Genomic DNA, 22511 nt, shown 5'->3' on the forward strand with positions numbered 1-22511 from the left:
CAAAGTGATAGCGCGTCCTGTCGGACGCGCGGCCTATCCGACGCGCGGCGGTCTAGTGAAATCAAAGGTCGAGCGTGCCGCTGGCCAGCCGCACTGCCTGGCCGCCGATCCGCGCGTTGGAGATCGCCCCGCCTTCGACATCGATATGCAGGTGGATGAAGGATGGGCGGCCCATCTCGACGCCCTGCTCGATCATGATCGGGTGATGCCCGTCTGTCAGCCGGTCGAAATGGTGGATCGCGCCGGAGAGTGCGGCCGCCGCCGAGCCGGTGGCCGGATCTTCGACGATGCCCATGCCGCTTGCGAACATGCGCGCATGGAACTTTGCCACGTGGTTGACGCCGCCGCGGCAATAGACATAGGCCGAGGCAAGCGCGCCATCGACGAAGGGCACGATCTTTTCCCAGAGCTGCGGATCGAATTCCACGCGCTGCGTGGCTCCGACATCGTGCACCGGAATGAGCAGGAAGGGAACGCCGGCGCTCCAGACCGACGGGACGTGATTTTCGAAACCGATCTCGGTCACCTTCAGCGATAGCGCATCGGCGATGCCGAGCTTGTCGAGCGGCATGATGGCCGGCTGCGATTTGCGCGGCAGGTCGAATTCGGCAAAGCTCGCCTCGCCCTCTCTCAGCCGCACCGCGCAACGCACCGGCCCGACATTTTCCTCCAGCACCGTGACGAGATCGCGCGTCGCAGCACCGTGCGCCCGTTCGGCCAGCGCCACCGCCGTGCCGACCGTGGGATGGCCGGCAAACGGCAGCTCGCGCCCAGGCGTGAATATCCTCAGACGTGCCGCATAGGCGGGGTTGGTCGAAGGCTGCACGAAGACCGTCTCCGAGAGATTGATCTCCCGGGTGATCGCCTGCATTGCCTCGTCGCTGAGATTGTCTCCGTCGAAGATCACCGCCAGCGGGTTGCCCGCAAGCTTTCGATCGGTGAACACGTCATAGACGCTGTAGCTTCGCGCCACATCGGCCTCCTTGAATCGTCATCGCGCCGCCAACCTGCCCGACCGGGCGAGCGAGTGCAAGGCGCTAAAACGCGTCATGTCAACCGGATTCACATGACGCGCTTTCGATCTTTACGTGATGCATGTCGTTATCCCAAAACGCTACAGGGTTTTAGGCGGCATAGATCAACGCCGCTCGGCCTTGCCGAAATACCAGTCGATCACGGGCAGCATGGCGATATTATAGGGGTGCGCCGCGTGATCGGCCGAGCGGATTGCCGCCGCACCCGCGATCTCCTTGTCCTCGGCGACGTGCATGTGGCTCTCGATCCGTTCGACCATCTCGTCCGCCGTCATATCGAAGCGGAAGAGCCGCAACAGCGTCACCGTTCGGTTGGAATAACTGGCGAAGAGCCCTTGCCCCGCCACCGAACGGCCAAGATCCAATCCGGTTTCCTCATGGACCTCGCGGCGCATGTTCGCCTCGATGTCGCAGCGCCCGTCGACGATATCCTCGGGCTCCAGCGAGCCGGCGGCGAAATAGACCTGGCCGGGATTGGCGGTATGGGCACCCATGCGGATCGCCACCAGCGCGCCGTCCGAGGTTTCGAGCACCGGATAGGCGAAGATGTGAACGCCGCCCTGACGCTGCGGCTGTCGGCGCCACCACATGAAGGCGGAAAAGGGAATGACGTGGCCCTCGCCCGCAATCCCGTTTTCACTGAGGGAGAGCCGTTGCTGAAACACCATGCGCCCGTCGAACAGCGCCGAATTGGCGGCAGTCTCCCGCGCCCAGTTCTCGCGGATCGCTGCTTCCTCGGCGGCGACCAAGGGATGGGGACCGGGCAGGATGCGCAGATCCACGCCGGCAATGGGGAAGACCGTGGCCTCCGGCGGCCAGCCGGTGAAATCATCGGAAAAATTGCTGTTGGTGAAATTCGCGTTCAAATTCGCATTCATGGGAGATCCAGTGTCATGACGACGGGGCAGTGATCGGACGACTTCGGCCTGTCCCAGCCGGTGCGCGGGTAACGCTCCACCTCCTGCCCCGGCGGGAAGATGGTGCGGTAAGGCTGGCCACTGCGGATGATTTCCGGCAGGCGGCCGACATTGTGGGCGGCGAGTGCTGGCGAGAGCCAGAGATAATCGAGTTGGCAAAGCCACTGCTCCTGCGGCCCGCGCGCGTGATAGAGCGTCCAGCGGTCGAGAGCCGTGCGGCGGCGCACCACATTTTCGGCAAAGCCATCACGGCTGAAAACGTCGAGTGCGCTTTCGGCCTCATCCTGATGCTCGAAACGATAGCCGGCGCCCCGGCGGCCGATGACATCGACGCGCTCCTGATAATCGTTCATGTCGCCACAGATAGCGAAGCTTTTCGTGCCGGCCTGATCCGCCCCGAAGCGGGCCTCGATGATGCGGCGAACGGCGCGCGCCTCGGCGCGGCGGATCGGCATGGTCGATTGCCGCCCGTCCAGTCCGTCGCGCGGATTGCCCATGGACTTGAAATGCACGACGTAGAGCGAAAAAGGCCGGCCGCCGATCAGAAGATCGAGTTCCAGGCAATCGCGCTTGAAGATCTTGTCGTCGATGCGGTTGGTGAGTGCCAGCTCCTCGTCGAAGAGATCGAGATCGCGATAGGTCGTCATCGCATGGCTTTTGATGTCCCTGAGCTCGATTTTCTGGCCGTCACGCGTTTCCTCGCGCATCAGGACGGCAACATCGATACCGCGGCTGTCATTGCCTTCGACAAGGTATTTCTGCCGGTAACCATTTCCGACCATCCGGAAGAGATAACCGTATTCGAAGGCCTGAAGGGCAGCCATGTTGTCGATTTCCTGCAGGCAGAGGATATCGGCATCCGCGTCGGCGATTGCGAGCGCCGTCATCTGCCGCGTGTCGTCGGTCGCCGCGATCACGCGGGCCTGCTCGAGCTGCTGGTAGACGCCCTCGCTCGACACCTGGAAAAGCTTGATGACCCGGTCCTGGCGCAGCTGGTTGCGGAAGCCGGTGAAATCGAAGCGGGTCAGGAGATTTTCGACATTGAAGGTGGCGAGGCGAAGCGACATGGGAAGGATCCGGTTGCGGGGAGTACCTTAACCAGCAGAAGCCGCAGGAAAAGATGGCAGGGCCAAGAAATATGCGGACAACCACCCCTCTTGCAGCCCCGGACGCGATTGCCTGTGACTTAGGCCGCTGACATTCTCCCGCAAGCCCCGAATAATTCGTCCCAGACGACATTCACCAGTTCCGGCGCGGGGCATTTCATGAAACGGATTTCTGCATCGCTTGCGATTGTGACTGTCCTCGCCGGCGCCGGCCCGGCACTTGCCGACAGCTATGGTGCCATCGCCTATTCGCCATCAACAGGCGCTCTCGGCTGGTCCTATGCCCATGACAATCGCGGCGACGCCGAAACCGTTGCTCGGCGCAATTGCGACAGCAGCGCCAATGACTGCCGGATCGCCATCTGGTTCCGCAATGCCTGCGGCGCGGTGGCCGTCGGCCATCGCGGCGGCTGGGGCTCCGGCTGGGGTTACGACAACCGTGAGGCCCAGCGCCAGGCAATCCGCAGCTGCAGAAAGCAAACCGGCAGCTGCCGCGTCATCCGCTGGCAGTGTTCGGAGAACGAATAAGCCGGCTAAGCCAAAGCAATGGCTATCCGAGCCACAAGGCAAGGCACGCCGACGAACAGGTCGCCTCGACGCGTTTTTCAGCGGCGCTTAGATCCCGCCGGGCGGGCTTGAGGTGGCGCCATCGTGAGGTTGGCTGTGCCCGCCATCAGAACTGCTCGACGAGCTCCCGTTGCTCGAACCGCCATGTAATTCACTTGGCCTAAATGTCGGGGTTTTCCATTCGTCGCCCCGTTTCTGCCGCTCTAAAGATGGGCATCCCTGAAGAACGCTCGCCGCAGTTAAAAGGACCGCCGAAAGCACGAAAACGGATCGGATACGCCTTACTTGAATTGGCATGCGAGTATGGTCCCTCAATAAACGATTGTCGCGCGGGCTTTATTTGACCCATAGCGCTCGTAGTAATTTAGCCGTTTGCTTCCATCACGGATTACTAGAACGGAGATATTCAACTTTTTGGCGATTCGAAAGAAGGCACCGGCGACTTTCAACCTAATATCGTCGGGCTTCAACTGGAGCGGCACCGTAAAAGTGTAGCGCCCGCCTCGATCAAAGCCGCCACCCGCCGCGGATGACAACACGAACCGCCTCGCCCGGCACGACAGCCACGCGGCTGAAGGCGCGCAGTGTCTGGCTGTTGCCGAGCGTGAGTTTCACAGCATAACGCTCGCCCTCGAAAAGCACGGATTCGACAGCTGCCGGAGCCCCCTCGCCGCCGATGATCACATCCTCCGGCCGTACCAAGATATCGGCGCCATCGGTATTGGCGGCCTGCAGCGCATCCTGCAGTTCGTCCCACTCCAGATGGCGTTCACGGTTCACAACCGGCAGCGTGAGAATGGCCCCTCGCCCGATCAGCCCACCAACGACGCGGCCTTCCGGCCGGGCATAGATTTCGGCGGGAGCCGCCACCTGCAGCAGCCGCCCTTCCGACATGACCGCAACGTCGGTCGCAAGCGCCATCGCCTCGCTCTGGTCGTGGGTGACGTAGATCATCGTCGCGCCCGAACGCTGGTGGAATTCGCGGAAAGTCTCCTCCATCTCCTGTTTCAGGTGCCGGTCGAGATTGGCAAGCGGCTCGTCGAGCAGCACCACATCAGGCGACGTCACCAGGCAGCGGGCGAGCGCCACGCGCTGACGTTGGCCGCCGGAGAGGTCGGCCGGGCGCCGTTCGGCATAATCGGCAAGCCGCACCGTGCCGAGCGCGTCACGCACCTTCGTCCGGTAGGCCTCGCCCGAAATGCCGCGCACCTTGAGGGGATAGCCGACATTGTCGGCAACGCTCATATGCGGCCACAGCGCATAGGACTGGAAGACCATCGCCATGTTGCGCCTTTCCGGCGGCAGCGACTGCGCGGCATCGGCAAGCAGCCGCTCGCCGAGATGGATCGAACCGTCGCTCGGCGTTTCGAAACCGGCGATCATGCGCAGCACCGTCGTCTTGCCGCAGCCGGAAGGCCCAAGCAGCGCCAGGAAGCCGCCCTCGCGCACCTCGAGCGAAAAACCGCTGACGGCGGCCCGGCCTGTACCGAAATCCTTGCCGAGCTGGTTGAGGATCAGCCTCGCCACGGGACCACTCCTTTCGGCAGTCGTTTGGCCAGAAGCTCAAGCAGCAGCATCAGCGCGACGACCATGATGACGACGAGCACCGAGAGCGCCGAAGCAAGGTCGGAACTACCGCTGTCGTCGAGATTGTAGATGGCGACGCCGAGCGTCTGGGTGCCGGCCGACCAGAGCAGCGCCGAGATCGTCAGCTCGTTGCAGGCGATCAGGAAGACCAGGATGACCGAGGCGCCGGCGGCCGGCGCAATCAGCGGAACGATGATATCGGCAAGCCGGCGGAAGAAGCCGGCGCCGGAAAGCCGCGCCGCCTCCTCGAGCGCCGGATCGAGCTGATGGAAGGCGCTGACCACCGGCTTCAGGCTGACAGCGAAGAACGAGGAGAAATAGGCGATCAGGATGATCCAGATCGTGCCGTAAAGCGAGATGTGCAGGATCGGGATGGGTGCAGCGAACACCAGGATGAAGGAAACGGCCATGACGATGCCGGGCAACGAATAGGGTATTTCGATCAGGCTGGAAACGATGCGGGAAACCACATCCTTGCGCCGCGTCAGCGCATAGGCCGCAAGCACTGTCACCACAAGGAGACAAAGCGCAGTGGCGCCGGCAAGCGACAGCGAATTGATAAAGGCGGTGCGCGTCACCGCCTGCCGGAACAGGATCTCTTCAAAGGCATGCAGCGACATCGTCTTGAAGGTGAGCGGCACGCCATAGGCCGGCACCAGCGCGCCGGCAACGAGCGCGAAGAATGGCGCGGCCAGCATGAAGAACAGGATCGCCCAGACGAGCGGCGTGAAGGCAAACCGCCAGGCGCCGAGTTCGAAGGCGGCACTCGCCCCGGATAGCCCGATGACGCGGTAGTCACGACCGCGCAGCGCCCGGTCCTGGATCATCAGGCCGACGACCGAGATGACGGCGATGATCGCCGAGAGCACGGCGACGTCGCCGAAGGTACGGCTGGTGAAGGCGGAAAACTTGGTGAAGATCAACGTCGGCAGCGTGAAGATCGAGGCGGGAATGCCGAGAATGGCGGGAATGCCGAAATTGCCGGTGCAGGAGACGAAGGAGATCGCCGCTCCCGCGATGATGCCGGGCAGCGACAGCGGCAGGATGATGTCGCGAAACACCCGCAGGCTGGAGGCGCCGGAAAGCCGTGCTGCCTCGACGCCGTCGCGGGGCAGCGTCATCAGCCCGGCCCGAAGCGCCAGGAAGACCAGCGGCGCATGCTGCACGCCATAAAGCAGCGCGATGCCGCCCACCGAATAGAGCGGCTGCGGCGAGCCGAGCGGCGGGGCGATATGCAGCGCCTTCAGCAGCGGGCTGGAGGGGCCGGACATCTGCACCCAGGCAAGCGCCGTCACCTGCGGCGGAATCATCATCGGCAGCACGAAAAAGAAGCTCAGCGCCCCCTTGGCGCGGATATCGGTCAGCGTCAGCAGGAAGGCGAAGAGGCAGCCGATGACAAGCGAGATCACCGTGCCCAGAATGGCCGTGATGACGGTGTAATAGGTCGCCGACCACAGCGAGGCTTCGCCGAGAACCGTCACCACGCCGCCATCGGCAAAGGCCGCTATCCCGACCATGGCGAGGCGGGCGAGCGGCAGCACGCTGAGGATCAGGACGACGATGACGACAAAAGGAAACAGCCAGACGGGCTGGCTGTTTCCGGTTTTGATGTATCCGTGCATGAAAGGATCAGTTCGAGCCGTAGATGCCCGAGAAGGTCTTGAGATCCTGGTCGGTATTCCTCAGAGCGTCTGCGGCCTTGATCGGCAGGACCTTGATGGTGTCGCGCGCGGGGAAGCCTACCGGCAGCTTCATGCCGTTGCGGGCCGGGATGTAGCCGAGCTTCAGGAAGCCTTCTTGACCCTTTTCGGAGAGCACGTAATCGACGAATTTCTTGGCGGCATCGGCGTTCTTGGTGCTGGCGAGGATGCCGACCGGCTCGGTGACGGCCGAAACGCCTTCGCTCGGGAACACGAATTCGACGGGCGCGCCCTTGGCCTTCTCGCGGATCGGCAGGTAGTCAACGACCATGCCATAGGCCTTTTCGCCCGAGGCGATCGACTTCAGCACGGCGCCGTTGCCGCCGGCAGCGATCGCACCGTTTTCGGCAAGCGACTTGTAGAAGTCCCAGCCGAGGCCGGGAACGGCGGCAAGCGTCTGGGCGTGGATAAGGGCCGCACCCGAGGCAAGCGGGCTCGGCATGGTGACGAGGCCCTTGGCTTCCGGCTTCGTCAGGTCCTTCCAGCTCGCAGGCTTCATCGCGGCCGAGGTGTTGTACATGATGCCTGTGGTGATCAGCTTGGTCGAGTAGTAATAGCCGTCGGCGTCATAGAGGGCCGCATCGTACCCTGCTGCTTCCGGCGACTTGTAGGCGAGGAGCTTACCGTCTTCCTTGAGGCGCTCCAGCGTCACCATGTCGGCGATGAGGAGAACGTCAGCGACCGGATTGCCGGCATGGATCTCGGCCTGGAGCTTCGCCATGATCTTCGGCGTTCCGTCGCGCACCCAGTCGACCTTGATATCGGGATTGGCGGCCATGAAGCCATCGACCGTTGCCTGCGCGTCCTCGTTCGGCTGGCTGGTGTAGAGAACGAGGTTTGCGGCCGAAGCCGGAATGGCAAACAGGCTCGCAGCGACAAGTGCTGCGGCGGAAACGATCGTTTTCATGGGAAGGATCCTCGATTTCGATACCCCTCCCTTATTAGGGGTCCTTTACAGAGATGTGACAGCGCGCCGCAGCCCACCAGAGCCCCGGTTTCACAACCTTCCGTGATGTCCACCGGCTTTGCCGACAATCGGGCCGATCGCCTTTCCCGCAATCTCGCCGGCGTCGTCTTCAACCCTGTGAAAGAGCCGATCATCTGGTATCCTCGCGAGCAAGCGATCTCACGCAGGCGTGAACACCCGGCAATTTGCCATCGCCTGGCTTTGCGCTACGTCAATCACGTTTCGATGAAGGAGGAATTTCAATGGAATATCGTCTGCTCGGCCGTTCAGGCCTGAAGATTTCGACTTTGACCATGGGCACGATGACCTTCGGTGGCGTCGGCTGGGCAAAGACCGTCGGCGATCTCGGCGTTTCCGAGGCCCGCAAGATGATCGATATGTGCATCGATGCCGGCATCAACCTGATCGACACCGCCAATGCCTATTCCGACGGCGAATGCGAAAACATCATCGGCGATGTACTCTCCGGCAAGCGGCCGCAGGGTGTGCTGCTCGCCACCAAGGCCCGCTTTCGCATGGGCGACGGCCCGAACGACCAGGGCCTGTCGCGCTACCACCTCATCCGCGAATGTGAGGCGAGCCTCAAGCGCCTGAAGACCGATGTCATCGACCTTTATCAGGTGCATGAATGGGACGGCCAGACGCCGCTGGAAGAGACGATGGAAGCACTCGACACCCTGATCAGGCAGGGCAAGGTGCGTTACGTCGGCTGCTCGAACTATTCCGGCTGGCACATCATGAAGGCGCTTGGCATCGCCAATGAGCATAGGTACCAGCGCTTCGTCAGCCAGCAGATCCACTATACGCTGGAAGCCCGCGACGCCGAATACGAGTTGCTGCCGATCTCGATCGACCAGGGCCTCGGCGTGCTGGTCTGGAGCCCGCTGGCCGGCGGCCTGCTGTCAGGCAAGCATCGTCGCAACCAGGCAGCCCCCGAAGGCACACGCCAGTTCGCCGGCTGGACCGAACCGCCGATCCGCGATGAGAACCGCCTTTGGAACATCGTCGAGACATTGGCCGCGATCGGCGAAGAGCGCGGTGTCTCGGCGGCACAGGTGGCACTCGCCTGGCTCATCGGCCGCAAGGCGGTAACCTCGGTCATCATTGGCGGCCGCACCGAAGCCCAGTTCCGCGACAACATCGCTGCCGCCGAGTTGAAACTCACGGGCGAGGAGCGCAAGCGCCTCGACGCGGTCAGCTTGCCGCCGGTGATCTATCCCTATTGGCACCAGTTGAACACGGTTAGCGACAGGCTTGGTGAAGCCGATCTCGAGCTTTTCGGTCCGCATCTCCAGCAATAGGCGATAGCAGATCAAGCATTGCACGGCGGAAGACAAAGCATGTCGCGCAAAAGTGCAGCGGTTTTGCGACCACGACATGCTCAAATCAAAGACCTAAAGTGTGGCAGGCGAATCTGAAAGATCGCGTCATACTTTAGCCGTCATAAAAGATGCACTTTCGCCGTGTTATCGTCAAACCCCGCTACCCGCCGCGAGGTTCTCGATGCTGAAGAATTACAAGGTCCTGAAGGGTACGGCGAGCGCCCTTGCCCTCGACGACGACATCGATCCCCATATCGAAATCCGCATCGAGGCGAACGGCGTCAGCTACCGTATCGCGCTCAACGTCCGCTCCAAGGAATCGCCGCACGACCTGCTCTACGCCAATGTCGTCGATTTCAAGCATCCGGCGTTGACGGAGGCGCTCGAAGCTCTGCCGATGGGCCTGACCGACATCCGCAAGGACCGTCCGGAGCTTGCAATCGATTATGTCCGCGGCGGGTTGATCGAGCGCGAAGACATGAATGTCGCGCCCTTCCAGCTCTCCGGCCCGAAGAACGACCTGCGTGATTTCATCGAGCCGATCGTCCAGGAAGGCATTACCGATTCCGACGTGCATTTCTACGCCTTCGGCGAGGCCTGGGGGCCTGAGAACAACAAGCCCGACCAATATTTTCGTTTCGAGCCGGGCAACGGCATTCACGACGTCCACATGAACCAGGGCGACGGCGGCAGCTTCAAGGCCACCAACGGCCCGAACCAGGACGGCGCCCTGCTCGTTCATTTCAATGATACCGACGAATGGGCGGCGATCTTTCTCTGCTTCCAGTCGCAGAACTGGAACACCGATGCGGCAACCGGCCATCCGGTTTCCGACAGCCGCGGCGGCCAGGGCCGCGGCGAAGGCACGCGCCGACCGCAGCCGATCGTCGCCTCGTCGCTGCGCATCGTCGCTGCGCTGATCAACCCGGTGAACGGTGAAGGCGGCACCGAGGCCGAAACGGTGACGATCATCAACCGCTCCGACATGCAGGCGTCACTCGACGGCTGGAAGCTGGAGGACGAAAACGGCAGGACCCAGACGCTATCGGGATCGCTGAGCGCGGGCGAGCTGCGCACCATAGCGCTCAATGCCGCGGGCCTGCAGCTTGCCAACAGGGGCGGCGACATCATCCTGCGCAATGCCGAGGGCGCCGTGGCCGACCGGGTCGGCTACGGCAAGAGCGAGACGGCGAACGAAGGCTGGACGACGATCTTCTGATCGGCGCCCGCCCCTCGCCAGCCTGGATCAGCTGCCGATTTCGGCCGAGATCAGCGCGCTCAGGCGGCCGATGCCATCCTCGATCATCTGCTCGTTGGCGCAGGAGAAGCTGACACGGAAGGTGTTGGCGCCGGAACCATCGGCGAAGAAAGCCTTGCCGGGCACGAAGGCGACCTTGGCGGTTTCGAGCGATTTCGCCAGCAGCTTGGCGCCGTCCATGCCCTCCGGCAGCGTGATCCAGATGAACATGCCGCCTTCCGGCTTCGTCCAACTGGTGCCTTCAGGCATGTATTTCTCAAGTGCGGCCAGCATGCAGTCGCGGCGTTGGCTGTAGGCGGTTTTGATCTTGGCGACCTGCGCATCGAAGAAGCGCTCGGCGACATCTGATATCGCCATCTGGTTGATCGTCGAAGAATGCAGGTCGGCTGCCTGCTTCATCAAAACCAGCTTGCGGATGACGGGCGCATTGGCGACGATGAAGCCGACGCGAAGGCCGGGCGCCAGCGTCTTCGAGAAGCTGCCGCAATAGATCGTGCGCGTATCGTTGATATGGCCCTTCTCGGCGATCTCGAGCGCCAGGATCGGCGGGATTGGATCGCCGTCGTAACGCAGCGACTGGTAGGCCGCATCCTCGATGACGGCGATGTCGAGATCTTCTGCCAGTGCCAGGACCTTATTGCGGCCGTCGAGATCGACGGTTTCGCCGGTCGGGTTGGAGAAGTCGGCGGAGAGATAGGCGAACTTCACCTTGCCGCCGGCAGCGGAAGCGGCCGCACGGTAAGACTCGGGCGTCCGGTTGCCGTTCGGCGTCAGCTGATCGTAGGCCGGTTCATAGGCGTTGAAGGCCTGCAGCGCGCCGAGATAGGTCGGCCATGTCACGAGCGCGGTGTCGTTTGGTGATAGGAAGAGTTTGCCGAGATAATCGAGGCCCTGCTGCGAACCGGAGACGATGAAGACATTGTCGAGTTCGCAAGGGATGCCGAGAGCGGCCATCTGCCCGAGCAGCCATTCGCGCAGCGGCTTGTAGCCTTCGCTGACCGAATATTGCAGCGCCGAATTGACGGCAGCACCGTCAAAGATATCGGCATAGGCCTGCTTGAACTCCCGATCCGGAAAGAGCGCCGGATCCGGAATGCCGCCGGCAAAGGAGATGATGTCCGGCCTGTCGAGAAGCTTCAGGAGCTCACGGATTTCGGATGCGCGCATGCGCGACGAGCGCGACGCAAACATGGTGTCCCAGTTCAGCATGGGGTTTCCTCGTATTTTCTATACCGTCGACAAACCATGCGGCAGAAATTATGTCAATAATGCTGACCTATTTTCTTGTCATGGTGACAAGTTGGAAATCTTATATTCCAAAGCTTTGGTGCGAGATTAGCGAACGTCTTTGCGACGGCGCTCGATCCCGAATTTGCTGCTCGACGTCAGCCGCATCGAGCGATTATTCCTCTGGTCAAAGCCGAAACCGGCTGATTCAGACCTTTCCAAGACCAGCACGGCGGCGGTAGTGTCGCCGCCACTATTCAATTTACTATCAAGGTGCCAGCAATGACCGTGACGTCGGCCTCTCCTGAAATCAAAATCGAACTCCACAAGTCTCCCGTCTCGGACGCCGATCGAATCCAGGCACTGGAGACGCCCGGCTTCGGCAAGGTCTTCACGGATCATATGGTCCTGGCACGATGGACCGCCGACAAGGGCTGGCACGATGCGAAGGTTACGCCGAGGCGCCCCCTGGAGCTCGATCCTGCGAGCGCCGTGCTGCACTACGCTCAGGAAATCTTCGAGGGCATGAAGGCCTACAAGGCAGACGATGGCCGGATTCTGCTCTTTCGGCCTGAAGAGAACGCACGCCGCTTCGCGCAGTCGGCGACCCGCATGGCGATGCCTCCAGTGCCCGAAGAACTCTTCCTGAAGGCGGTCGAAGAACTGGTCCGCGTTGACAAGGCCTGGATTCCGTCCGGCGACGCCAGCCTGTATCTTCGCCCCTTCATGTTCGCCAATGAGGCGTTTCTCGGCGTTCGTCCGGCTCAGGAATATGTCTTCTGCATCATCGCCTCTCCGGTCGGCGCCTACTTCAAGGGTGGCGCGAAGGCCGTCTCCCTTTGGGTCGAGACCGAATACACCCGTGCAGCCAGCGGCGGCACCGGCGCTGCAAAATGCGGCGGAAACTATGCAGCCAGCCTCGTGGCGCAAGCCGAGGCGTCGAAGAAGGGTTGCGATCAGGTCGTCTTCCTGGACGCTGCAGAGCATCGCTGGGTCGAAGAACTCGGCGGGATGAACGTCTTCTTCGTGATGAACGATGGATCAGTGGTGACCCCGCCCCTTGGCGGCACGATTCTGCCGGGCATCACCCGGGCCTCAGTCATCGTGCTCGCCGAAGAAAGGGGCTTGCGCGTCGAGCAGCGTCCCTACTCATTCGCGGAATGGCAAGACGACGCTGCCAGTGGCAGGCTCGTCGAAGCCTTCGCTTGCGGCACTGCCGCAGTCCTGGCGGGCATCGGCCTGGTTCGACATGCCGGCGGCGAGTTTCTGGTCGGAGATGGAGAGACCGGCAAGTTGACCAGCGAACTGCGCCAGCAGCTCGTCAGTCTGCAGAAGGGCGTAACGAACGATGAGCACGGCTGGACCCGCCTCATCCCGACCTGAATTCCGGACGTTCCACGCGAACGGCGGCGTCAACACCGACATGGTGGGCGCCGCTCTCCGCCTCGCCCGCAAAGCCGTCGGGCTGGCGGTATATTCCGCTTGAGCTTTCCAAATGGCTGGCACGCGAAAAAGACGAGGAAGCCGTCGACAGCTTCATCGCTTATACTGCGACATATATGGTTGTTTTGCTCGACACGACGCCCGCCGTGCTGCCGAAATATCGGCAACTCATAAACTCGCCACCGCCGATGCGATCATATATGCGACCGCGGAACGCCATGATGCCGATATCCTGACCTGCGACGCCCATTTCAAGGATCTCGAACGCGTCATCCATATCGATAAAAAGACTTATCCGTATGTGACCCAAGCCCTCGACGGCAGAGCACAACGCTTCTATCACAAACTGGGAAATGATAATCTGGCATCTGGAATGGCTGAAAACCGGCATGTGCAGGCGGCACCGAATCCAATGGCGAAAATGACGATCTCGCTTCCGGATAATCTGGCGGAATACGTCGAAAACCGTGTCGCAAGCGGCAGATACAGCAGTGCCGGTGCGTTCCTGGCGGAGCTCATTCTGAAGGATCAGCTCCATCACAAGCTTGACGACGAAGAACTGCGCAACATCCTGAGGCAGGCTGAGGAAAGCGGCCCGAGCGATCGACGCATTCCCGACATCCTGTCGGAAACAAAGGCGAAGCTGCGTGATAACAACCTATAGGCTGACCCGAACCGCGGACGCCGTGCTATCAGGCATCGACGAATATGCTTGCCTCAACTTCGGCGAGGCGCAGGCAGACGCCTATCTTTTCGACTGGGACAGGATTTTCGTACTTCTTTCCCACGCTCCTTCTATGGGAGAAGAGTGCGACGAACTCGGCGCTGGCCTTCGCCGCCTCCTCCACATGCGCCACGTCGCCTTCTACCGGGTGACATCGGAAGGGATTGTCGTCATTGATATCATCGACGCGGACCGGCTTCCCGAAAGACATCTTCAATCCCACCGACACCCGCGATCGGCCGAACAGCATGCCTCTTGACTGCACCCCCACCTTCTACGAGGAAAATGCCGAGACATATGCCAACCGGCCGCGCAGCCTGCCAAAGCAGCGGCTCGATGCCTTCCTCGCCGGGTTTGCGCCGGGCGCGGCAATTCTCGAACTCGGCTGCGGCGGCGGGCAGGACAGCGCCTACATGCTGTCGCAGGGTTTCGACGTTATGCCGACGGATGGCTCGGCCGAGCTTGCAAGACAGGCAGAAATGCTGATCGGCAGGCCGGTCAGGGTCATGCTGTTCCAAGAGCTCGACGCCGACAGCGCCTTCGACGGCGTCTGGGCGCAGGCAAGCCTTCTCCACGTCCCGAGGGCCGAGTTGCCCGATGTCTTCGCCCGCATCCGGCGCGCCCTGAGGACGGGCGGCATCATTCATGCGACCTTCAAGGCAGGCGATGCGGAAGGCCATGACGGCTTCGGGCGGTATTACAACTATCCCTCCGCCGAATGGCTATCGGAGCTTTTGACGAACGGCGGCTGGCGGAACATCGCCATTAGCGAGAGCGACGGCGGCGGCTATGACGGCAAGCCGACCCGCTGGCTTATCGTGAGCGCAGAACGGTAAAGGCCGGAGCTTTCGCCCCGGCCTTAAACTGCAACAGCTCAAAAGCCGCTTAGTTGACCGACTTGTCGACCAGCTTGTTCTTGCCGATCCAGGGCATCATGCCGCGCAGCTTGGCGCCGACTTCCTCGATCTGGTGGCTGTCGTTCAGGCGCCGGATGCCCTTGAAGCGCGAGCCGCCGGCGCGGTATTCCTGCATCCAATCGGACGTGAACTTGCCGGTCTGGATGTCCTTGAGGACGCGCTTCATCTCGGCCTTGGTCTCGGCGGTGATGATACGCGGGCCGGAGACATATTCGCCCCACTCGGCCGTGTTCGAGATCGAGTAGTTCATGTTGGCGATGCCGCCTTCATAGATCAGGTCGACGATCAGCTTCACTTCGTGCAGGCACTCGAAATAGGCCATCTCAGGCGCGTAACCGGCTTCAACAAGCGTTTCGAAACCGGCGCGGATGAGCTCGACCAGACCGCCGCAGAGAACGACCTGTTCGCCGAAGAGGTCGGTTTCGCACTCTTCGCGGAAGTTGGTTTCGATAATGCCCGAACGACCGCCGCCGACGCCGCAGGCGTAGGAGAGCGCCAGTTCAAGCGCATTGCCGGAAGCGTTCTGGTGAACGGCAACGAGGCAGGGAACGCCGCCGCCCTTCTGGTATTCGCCGCGAACGGTGTGGCCCGGGCCCTTCGGTGCGATCATGACGACATCGACCGTGGCCTTCGGCTCGATCAGGCCGAAGTGAACGTTGAGGCCGTGGGCGAAGGCGATCGCCGCGCCATCGCGGATATTCGCCGCGATTTCCGACTTGTAGATGTCGGCCTGCAGTTCGTCGGGCGTTGCCATCATCATCAGGTCGGCCCAGCCGGCGGCTTCGGAAACCGTCATGACCTTGAAGCCATCGGCCTCGGCCTTCTTGACGGTCGGCGAACCGGCCTTGAGCGCGATGACGACGTTCTGGGCGCCGCTGTCCTTGAGGTTCAGTGCGTGGGCACGGCCCTGCGAACCGTAGCCGATGATGGCGACCTTCTTGGCCTTGATGAGGTTGAGATCGGCATCACGATCGTAATAGACGCGCATTTGAAGTTCCTTCCCTTTGCTTGTCTTGTTGACTGTCATTAAAGCGGAATCAGCCGAGAACCGGCATCTCCGCCAGAACCTTGTCCGTGCCATAGAGCCTGAGGAAGGCGGTCACCGCCCTCTCCGCCTGGCGCGCGGTATCCTTGAGGCCTGGCTCGCCGAGCAGCATGCGCACATGCAGGTCGGAGACGATCAGGCCGTAAAGCGTGTGATAAGCCTCGTCGGCATCGGAAAAACGCAGGAGCCCTGCTCTCTTTCCGGCATCGATCAGCGCCATGGCGCGCCGGTCGATCTGGCGACGGCCGCGCTCGAGCAGCAGCTTGCCGAGCTTCGAACCGTCGCGGTTCGACTGGCCGATCGCCAGCCGGTTCAGCGCCAGCGAGACGTCGCCGGCGAGCACTTCCAGCAGGTCACGCGCAAAAATGACGACATGGTCGTGCAGGCTCGCCGCCGTCAGCCGCTCTCCGTTGCGTTCGAAGGTGCGCACCTTACTGGCCTGATAGGCAATCATCGCCGATAGCAGACCGTCGCGATCGCCGAACCACTTGTAGAGGCTTTCCTTCGAGCAATTGGCGGCACGCGCGACGCCCGAAGTCGTCAGCGCCTTCTCGCCGCCATCGACGAGCAGTCGCAGCGCCTGCTCCAGAACGGCGTTCTGGCGCGGCGAAAATTCGCTCGGCTCTGCGGTATCGACGGACACGATCATGGCTCCCATATACGTACCGTACGGTACGGTTCGTGAGGTTTATGCGATAAACCGATCAGGTCGTCAAGAAGTCCAGATAGATTTTTTTAATACGTGAAACCGCGATGAAACACCAGAATTGGATAGGCGCGAATCCTCGGCGATCGCATAATGTCGCGCTATAGCATTTGCCCGGAGGCTTCGATGTCACGCCTGTCTGCAGCTCTTCTCCTGCTCGGAGCAATCCTCCTTGACGGCTCAAGCGCTCTCGCGCAGGCCGACAGCGATGTCTATAACCGCATCGAGGAACTGCACGGCGATGCCGCAGGCTTCGACCGGCCGCTGCGTCAACTTGTTCGGGCGATGCGCTCAGGCGACGCCGAAACCATCGCCGGCCTTGCCGAATACCCGCTGACGGTCAAGGCCAACGGCGAGACCTACGACGTCGAGAATGCTGAGGATTTCATTGACAATTTCGACGATCTCGTGACGCCCGAGACGCGCCGCGCCGTAGGACGCCAGCAATACGAAGATCTCTTCGTCAACAGCGACGGCGTCATGCTGGCCGGCGGCGCCGTCTGGATGGGCGCGGTCTGCGACGACACCGCCTGCGAGGCGAGCCATTGGGCGATCATCGCGATCAATAACTGAAATCTGGCGATGAGGAAAGCAGATGAAATACCCGATAACAGCCGCAGTCATCACCGCAGCTCTCACCATCGCCGCAAACGCACAGGCGGCCGAAACGCGCTGCGGCTGGATCGAGAATCCGACGCCCGCCAACTGGTGGCTGGAGGACGCGGAGAACACCTGGACGATCATGACCCAGGGCGACGATGCCGGCGAGGTGGAAGGCATGGAGCTGATCTCCGACATCTCCGAACATGAGTATGTGAGAACCAACGGCAATTACGGCTACGCCTGCGCCTGCATGAGTGTGGAGACGGACGGCAAGGAGCGCATCACGAAAATCCTCTCCTTCCGCCAGCTAAAGCTCGCCAAATGCCGTGCCGACAAGGCGCTGAAATTCCCCGGCTGATGAGCCGCGGCTTATAACGCCGTGGCGCAACCTGCCGGGATGGCGAAAGGCTCTGCCGGCACCGCCTTGTTGATCCTGTAAAGCTTGGCGAATCCGGTATCCTCGACGAGCGCCAGGCCGGCCGGCATGAAGGTGCCAACATAGCGGTCGGGAATATCGGCGTTGGCGACGAGGACGAAATCGAAACGACTGCCCCAATCCGACAGATAGGGTGTGAAGTCTCGATATTGCTGCATCATAGTCGGGCATGAAAGCACACCAATCGACAGCAGATTGCCCTCGGGAACCGCGATCTCGGACCAGGGCGACAGAACGGAAAGCGGCTGTTTGCCCTTTGCCGTGAAGAGCGTCGGAACGAAAGCATGCGAGAAAGGCACGGCAAGCGTCGGCAGGTGCCGGAAAGTATCCAGTCCCCAGGCAAAATGCCGATTGGAGTGGGCAAGACCGCTCACCGTCTCGGGTTCGTGTCCCAAAGGCAGCACGGCGGCACCGGCCGGCACCCTTTTGAGCACAGCCTCGACGGCAGCAACATCCTTCTGTGCCAGCCACCAGTTCCAACCCACCCAGCCAGTGCGGCCGAAGACCGCGAAATTGATGACGAGCGCTAGCAGCAGCGCATGCCGGCGTGTGAGATTGGCAAACGGGCACATCATCGCCATGGCGACCAGCGCCGTCATGATCGGAAAGCGCCAACTGATCCATCCAGTGCCCAGCATGTGGCGCGGTGAAACACAGGAGAGCAGCAGCAGGCAGCAGGCGGCGACGGCAAGCCCCGCATGGATGCGGATATCACCCGCACGTATGGCGCGTGTGCAGATGAGGATCAGCGGTAGAATCAGCACGACATCCACTACCGGGACATAGGTCGTGATGGCGGAGAACAGATTCATGAGGATCAGTACGACGCCGTCGTTCCAGACAAGGCCAAGGCCGTTGCCACCGGCGTTGGGCAAAGCTGCCGTGTGAAGGTAGAGCGCGAGCGGCGGCAGGACGCAGGCGCCAAGCGCCAGCACCAACCGGCCGGCGAGCCTCATCAGACCCGGCTTCGATCGCACTATGTCGATGCGCCAGGAAAATTCGAGGCCGCAGACGATCGCCATATAGAAGCCAAGTGCGAAGATGTGCATCACTGTGAACAGCAGCGCGGCGGCGAGCCGCCAGGCAAAAAGCAGGGCGGGATTTCTACCCTGCAGACGGAGATCGATGCAGGCAAAGCCGAGCGCCATGCCGAGACCGATCTGGAAGTTGATGAAGCCACCGATCATGGTGGCGCACCAGCCGAGCGACAGCATCGCGGTCTGCCAGTGGTGCCGACCACCGAAAAGCGCGCGGTGCAGGCCGATCGCCCCGAGCGGCGGCAGCACGATCGCCAGGAAAAGCAAAACCCGCGCAAGCCTGTCGGCGCCGACAAGCGGCCCCAGCCAGGTGGCCAGAACGTCGATCCCGACATTGGTGAAGGTGCGGTTCCAATCGACCGCATAGATCTCAGGAAACGGTTGCTCGTCTATCCCGCCCGAAAGGAGCCAGATACGGGCGTAGTGATTGGCGTAATCGAGAACCGGTGGAAAGGGAAACAGGAGGACCAAAGCCGCGGCAAGCCCGACGAAAGCAACGATCGCAACGGTAGAGTCCTGCCTGGCAATCAATTTCTCAGGCCCCACAGCGGCCAAAGCAGGCGCAGCAATCCGGTCCATTATCCGATCCGACTGCTCCTTTGCGACCGCGGCTCACCGGATGCAAAGGCCGCATCCAGCGCCGTGCGCCTGTCGCTGGCGCTCATCTCCGAGAAAGCGATCGACAGTTCTGCGTGTTCACTGCCGCGCACGATCGTCTCGACCATGAACATCGGCCGCTTCTTGCTCTCCTGTACCAGACGACCGAGATACTCGCCGATGATGCCGATGCAGATCAGCTGGATGGCGCTGAAGGCGCTGACGGCGGCCATGATCGACGACCAGCCGGTGACCGTTTCGCCTTCGAGCCAGCGAACGAAGGTGTAGACAAGCAAGGCGATCGCGACGCCCGCGCTCATCATGCCAAGCCATGTGCTGATGCGCAGCGGTGTCGTTGAAAAGCTGGTGATCGCATCCAGGGCAAAATTGATCATCTTGCGCAGAGGATATTTCGTCGTGCCGGCAAAACGGGCGTCACGCTCGTAGGGAAGAGCCACCTGCCTGCCGCCGATCCAGCTGACCATGCCACGGATAAAGCGATCGCGCTCCGGCATCGCCAGCAGGATATCGACGACGCGCCGGCGCATCAGCCGGAAATCACCGGTATCACGCGGGATGGTCACGGAAGCGAGCTTGGACAAAGCGCGATAGAAAAGCGAAGCGGAGGCCAGCTTGAACCAGTTTTCGCCCTGGCGGCGCGTGCGCTGGCCGTAAACGACGTCGGCGCCGCGCTCCATGATCGGCATCATCATCAAGAGCAGCTCGGGCGGATCCTGAAGATCGGCATCGATCAAAAGCACGCGCTCGCCCCGCGACGGGGAAAGACCCGCCGTCGATGCCAGCTGGTGGCCATGATTGCGCAGAAGACGAACGCCGAGCACCTGCGGCACATCAGCCGCCAGATCCGAAATGATCTCCCAGGTGCGGTCGGAGGAGCCGTCATCGACGAGAATGAGCTCGAAGGCATCGCCGGCAACGCTATGAGCGGCGGCGGCAGCGCGGCGGCAGAACTCGCGCAGCCCTTCTTCCTCGTTGTGACAAGGCGCGACGATGGAAAGAAATGGGACTTGCGCCATGCTGACGTCGGTGCCTGCTTGATGTTTGGCGCCAGACTAGCGACGAAACGTCAAACATCCTTTAACGATTGGCTACCGGTCGCAAGGCCGACTATTCCGCCGCCATGACGTCGCGGGCGCCGTCGACATCGCGGGCCGGCGAGGCGCCGTAGAGGCGGCTGTATTCGCGGCTGAACTGCGACGGGCTTTGATAGCCGACGCGGTGACCGGCCGTGCCCGCATCGAGCCGCTCCACGAGCATCAGACGGCGCGCCTCGTGCAGGCGAAGCTGCTTCTGATACTGCACCGGCGTCATCGCCGTGACCGACTTGAAGTGATGATGGAAGGACGACACGCTCATGCTGACGCGGTCGGCAAGGTCTTCGATGCGCAATGGCCGCGCGAAATTCTCCTTCAGCCATGCGACGGCGCGCGCGACCCTGTTGCTGTGGCTGTCTGCAGTGGCGATGTTGATCAGCCGCGCGCCATCCGGCCCGGTCAGCACCCGGTAGAGGATTTCCTGTTCGATCAGCGGCGCCATGGCAGGAATGTCGCCTGGACGATCGAGCAAGCGCAGCAGGCGGACGGCAGCATCCAGGAGCTCCGGCGGAGCGACGTTCACCGCCATCCCGCGCTGCCCGTCAGTATCGGCGGCCGGGCGCGGAATATCGATGCGGCTGAGCAACTCCAGCAGCTTTTCGGAATCGATTGCCAGTCCCAGGCAGAGATGCGGAACCTCAGGGCTCGCCTCCGTGACGCGCCAGGCGACCGGCAGGTCGAGCGAGGTCAGCAGATAGTCCCCAGTCCCGTAGCTGATAAGTTCCGTGCCGAGGCGCAGGCTCTTGGCTCCCTGCAGTACAAAGGCAAAACACGGCCGGTAGCTGCTGTGCAGCGGATCGCTGGGCTTGGAGCGACGGCTGATGTGAAGATTGCCGATATCAGTCGCGAACTCGCCGTCACCAGCCGCGAAGCGCATCGCGATATCGACAATTTCCTGATAGGGGCTGAAGGGCAAAGTCATGCGGCAACTCTTTCTGTCAACTGTCTGACGCCGGCGATACCGTTCTTATCTAGAGTGCCTTGGCCATTTCGCAAACAGGCTGGCGTCTCACTTTTGCAGGATCGTGCAAAAAGCTGAGAGGATCGCTCTAACCCTCTGCCGCAGTTCCGGGCAATAGTCCACCATCTCTTTCAACCCCCGCCCACAATCGAAAAGGATGGTTCCCATGCCTATTGCAAGAGGCTACGCCGCGACCGACGCTTCCAAACCGCTGACCCCTTTCACTTTCGAACGCCGCAACCCGAACCCCGATGACGTCGTTATCGACATCAAGTTTGCCGGCATCTGCCATTCGGACATCCACACTGTCCGCAACGAATGGAAGAACGCCGTCTATCCGATCGTGCCGGGCCATGAGATCGCCGGCATCGTCTCGGCTGTCGGTTCCGATGTGACCAAATTCAAGGTCGGCGATCGCGTCGGCGTCGGCTGCTTCGTCGATTCCTGCATCGGCTGCGCCGAGCGCGACCTTGATCGTGAACAGTATATGCCGGGGCTCGCCGGCACCTACAACGACTTCGAAGCCGACCGCAAGACACGGACCCAAGGCGGTTATTCCGACTCGATCGTCGTTAGGGAAGGCTATGTCATGTCCATTCCGGACAATCTGCCGCTCGATGCCTCCGCGCCGCTGCTCTGCGCCGGCATCACGCTCTACTCGCCGCTGCGCCACTGGAATGCCGGCCCCGGCAAGAAGGTCGCGATCGTCGGTATGGGCGGTCTCGGCCATATGGGCGTCAAGCTCGGCGCCGCCATGGGCGCCGATATCACCGTTCTCTCCCAGAGCCTTTCCAAGAAGGAAGATGGGCTGAAGCTCGGCGCCAAGGAATATTACGCCACCAACGACCCGGAAACCTTCACGAAACTCGCCGGCACTTTCGACCTGATCATCTGCACCGTCAGCGCTGAAATCGACTGGAATGCCTATCTCGGCCTCCTGAAGGTGGATGGCTCCTTCGTGGTGGTCGGCGCGCCGGAGAACCCGATCCCCGTACATGCGTTCTCGATCATCCCCGGCCGCAAGAGCATTTCCGGCTCGATGATCGGCTCGATCAAGGAAACCCAGGAAATGCTCGACTTCTGCGGCGAGCACAACATCGTCTCCGAGATCGAGAAGATCAACATCCAGCAGGTCAACGAAGCCTATGAACGCGTCCTGAAAAGCGACGTCCGCTACCGCTTCGTCATCGACATCGCCTCGCTGGCGGCTTGAAAAACGAGAGGCGGCTCCTTCGGGGGCCG

At 61.7% G+C, this 22511-nt stretch carries 23 protein-coding genes and 1 pseudogene; 12 read left to right on the forward strand and 12 right to left on the reverse strand.

Annotated elements, in window-relative coordinates; translation table 11 throughout:
* Positions 1–61 precede the first annotated feature (61 nt).
* The 3 genes from CUJ84_RS14210 to CUJ84_RS14220 all read right to left on the reverse strand — a co-directional run bounded on the left by CUJ84_RS14210 (position 62) and on the right by CUJ84_RS14220 (position 3018).
* Complete coding sequence (locus CUJ84_RS14210; protein ID WP_027683847.1) at positions 62–973, reverse strand: PhzF family phenazine biosynthesis protein; 912 nt, start codon at positions 971–973, stop codon at positions 62–64.
* 165 nt (positions 974–1138) lie between these two features.
* Positions 1139–1912 carry a DNA mismatch repair protein MutT gene (locus CUJ84_RS14215; protein ID WP_105006700.1) on the reverse strand — a complete coding sequence of 258 codons (774 nt, stop codon included), beginning with the start codon at positions 1910–1912 and terminating at the stop codon, positions 1139–1141.
* Positions 1909–3018, reverse strand: a complete 1110-nt coding sequence (locus CUJ84_RS14220) for an endonuclease/exonuclease/phosphatase family protein (protein ID WP_105006701.1) — start codon at positions 3016–3018, stop codon at positions 1909–1911. Before CUJ84_RS14220 ends, CUJ84_RS14215 begins: the two co-directional genes overlap by 4 nt.
* Positions 3019–3216: 198 nt before the next feature.
* Between CUJ84_RS14220 and CUJ84_RS14225 the strand changes: the two genes are divergently transcribed.
* The gene (locus CUJ84_RS14225) at positions 3217–3585 is read left to right on the forward strand and encodes a DUF4189 domain-containing protein (protein WP_105006702.1); all 369 of its coding nucleotides are present in this window, start codon (positions 3217–3219) and stop codon (positions 3583–3585) included.
* Between the two features lie 546 nt (positions 3586–4131).
* Here CUJ84_RS14225 and CUJ84_RS14230 read toward each other — a convergent pair.
* From CUJ84_RS14230 to CUJ84_RS14240, 3 genes are read right to left on the reverse strand one after another with little or no spacing between them, the layout of a single operon-like run.
* On the reverse strand, positions 4132–5151 hold the full coding sequence (locus CUJ84_RS14230; RefSeq protein WP_105006703.1) for an ABC transporter ATP-binding protein: 1020 nt from the start codon (positions 5149–5151) through the stop codon (positions 4132–4134).
* Positions 5139–6833, reverse strand: coding sequence for an ABC transporter permease (locus CUJ84_RS14235; protein ID WP_105006704.1), 1695 nt, complete (start codon positions 6831–6833; stop codon positions 5139–5141). Before CUJ84_RS14235 ends, CUJ84_RS14230 begins: the two co-directional genes overlap by 13 nt.
* A 7-nt stretch (positions 6834–6840) precedes the next feature.
* Positions 6841–7818, reverse strand: coding sequence for an ABC transporter substrate-binding protein (locus CUJ84_RS14240; RefSeq protein ID WP_105006705.1), 978 nt, complete (start codon positions 7816–7818; stop codon positions 6841–6843).
* Between the two features lie 105 nt (positions 7819–7923).
* Here CUJ84_RS14240 and CUJ84_RS14245 point away from each other — a divergent pair, with 105 nt between their 5' ends.
* From CUJ84_RS14245 to CUJ84_RS14255, 3 genes are all read left to right on the forward strand, one after another.
* Entirely contained in the window at positions 7924–8154 is a 231-nt protein-coding gene (locus tag CUJ84_RS14245) for a hypothetical protein (protein ID WP_105006706.1), read from the forward strand.
* Positions 8121–9179: an aldo/keto reductase gene (locus CUJ84_RS14250; RefSeq protein WP_105006707.1), complete on the forward strand. Its 1059-nt coding sequence runs from the start codon at positions 8121–8123 to the stop codon at positions 9177–9179. Before CUJ84_RS14245 ends, CUJ84_RS14250 begins: the two co-directional genes overlap by 34 nt.
* Positions 9180–9381: 202 nt before the next feature.
* A complete protein-coding gene (locus CUJ84_RS14255; protein ID WP_105006708.1) occupies positions 9382–10419 on the forward strand; it encodes a DUF2278 family protein in 1038 nt (345 codons plus the stop codon).
* 27 nt (positions 10420–10446) lie between these two features.
* On the opposite strand, the gene CUJ84_RS14260 is transcribed toward CUJ84_RS14255, so the two are convergent.
* Positions 10447–11667 carry a PLP-dependent aminotransferase family protein gene (locus CUJ84_RS14260; RefSeq protein WP_105006709.1) on the reverse strand — a complete coding sequence of 407 codons (1221 nt, stop codon included), beginning with the start codon at positions 11665–11667 and terminating at the stop codon, positions 10447–10449.
* Between the two features lie 300 nt (positions 11668–11967).
* Here CUJ84_RS14260 and CUJ84_RS14265 point away from each other — a divergent pair, with 300 nt between their 5' ends.
* The 5 genes and pseudogenes from CUJ84_RS14265 to CUJ84_RS14285 all read left to right on the forward strand — a co-directional run bounded on the left by CUJ84_RS14265 (position 11968) and on the right by CUJ84_RS14285 (position 14688).
* On the forward strand, positions 11968–13068 hold the full coding sequence (locus CUJ84_RS14265) for a branched-chain amino acid aminotransferase (protein ID WP_105006710.1): 1101 nt from the start codon (positions 11968–11970) through the stop codon (positions 13066–13068).
* Between the two features lie 92 nt (positions 13069–13160).
* Positions 13161–13417, forward strand: a pseudogene (locus tag CUJ84_RS38790) (PIN domain-containing protein); the annotation flags it as partial.
* A gap of 123 nt (positions 13418–13540) precedes the next feature.
* Positions 13541–13792 (forward strand): ribbon-helix-helix domain-containing protein, encoded by a 252-nt coding sequence (locus CUJ84_RS14275; RefSeq protein WP_003560816.1) that lies wholly within the window; start codon positions 13541–13543, stop codon positions 13790–13792.
* Positions 13776–14111: a type II toxin-antitoxin system RelE/ParE family toxin gene (locus tag CUJ84_RS14280; RefSeq protein WP_105006711.1), complete on the forward strand. Its 336-nt coding sequence runs from the start codon at positions 13776–13778 to the stop codon at positions 14109–14111. Before CUJ84_RS14275 ends, CUJ84_RS14280 begins: the two co-directional genes overlap by 17 nt.
* On the forward strand, positions 14101–14688 hold the full coding sequence (locus CUJ84_RS14285; RefSeq protein WP_105006712.1) for a class I SAM-dependent methyltransferase: 588 nt from the start codon (positions 14101–14103) through the stop codon (positions 14686–14688). The genes CUJ84_RS14280 and CUJ84_RS14285 overlap by 11 nt, the downstream gene beginning before the upstream one ends.
* A gap of 49 nt (positions 14689–14737) precedes the next feature.
* Here CUJ84_RS14285 and ilvC read toward each other — a convergent pair whose 3' ends face one another.
* Together ilvC and CUJ84_RS14295 are read right to left on the reverse strand one after the other, a co-directional pair.
* Positions 14738–15757, reverse strand: coding sequence for a ketol-acid reductoisomerase (ilvC, locus tag CUJ84_RS14290; RefSeq protein ID WP_105008196.1), 1020 nt, complete (start codon positions 15755–15757; stop codon positions 14738–14740).
* A 49-nt stretch (positions 15758–15806) separates the two neighbouring features.
* Positions 15807–16472, reverse strand: coding sequence for a TetR/AcrR family transcriptional regulator (locus CUJ84_RS14295; protein WP_197727754.1), 666 nt, complete (start codon positions 16470–16472; stop codon positions 15807–15809).
* A gap of 141 nt (positions 16473–16613) precedes the next feature.
* On the opposite strand from CUJ84_RS14295, the gene CUJ84_RS14300 reads away from it, so the two are divergent.
* A complete protein-coding gene (locus CUJ84_RS14300) occupies positions 16614–17093 on the forward strand; it encodes a hypothetical protein (protein ID WP_199788712.1) in 480 nt (159 codons plus the stop codon).
* A 22-nt stretch (positions 17094–17115) separates the two neighbouring features.
* A complete protein-coding gene (locus CUJ84_RS14305; RefSeq protein ID WP_105006714.1) occupies positions 17116–17481 on the forward strand; it encodes a DUF4087 domain-containing protein in 366 nt (121 codons plus the stop codon).
* Between the two features lie 11 nt (positions 17482–17492).
* Here CUJ84_RS14305 and CUJ84_RS14310 read toward each other — a convergent pair whose 3' ends face one another.
* From CUJ84_RS14310 to CUJ84_RS14320, 3 genes are all read right to left on the reverse strand, one after another.
* Positions 17493–19175, reverse strand: a complete 1683-nt coding sequence (locus tag CUJ84_RS14310; RefSeq protein WP_105006715.1) for a hypothetical protein — start codon at positions 19173–19175, stop codon at positions 17493–17495.
* A complete protein-coding gene (locus tag CUJ84_RS14315; protein ID WP_105006716.1) occupies positions 19175–20230 on the reverse strand; it encodes a glycosyltransferase family 2 protein in 1056 nt (351 codons plus the stop codon). Before CUJ84_RS14315 ends, CUJ84_RS14310 begins: the two co-directional genes overlap by 1 nt.
* 91 nt (positions 20231–20321) lie before the next feature.
* Positions 20322–21230 (reverse strand): AraC family transcriptional regulator, encoded by a 909-nt coding sequence (locus CUJ84_RS14320; protein WP_105006717.1) that lies wholly within the window; start codon positions 21228–21230, stop codon positions 20322–20324.
* Between the two features lie 205 nt (positions 21231–21435).
* Here CUJ84_RS14320 and CUJ84_RS14325 point away from each other — a divergent pair, with 205 nt between their 5' ends.
* Positions 21436–22482 (forward strand): NAD(P)-dependent alcohol dehydrogenase, encoded by a 1047-nt coding sequence (locus CUJ84_RS14325; protein ID WP_011652713.1) that lies wholly within the window; start codon positions 21436–21438, stop codon positions 22480–22482.
* Positions 22483–22511 lie beyond the last annotated feature (29 nt).

It is taken from the genome of Rhizobium leguminosarum, from assembly GCF_002953715.1.
In the GTDB taxonomy this organism is placed as follows: Bacteria; Pseudomonadota; Alphaproteobacteria; order Rhizobiales; family Rhizobiaceae; genus Rhizobium; species Rhizobium leguminosarum_V.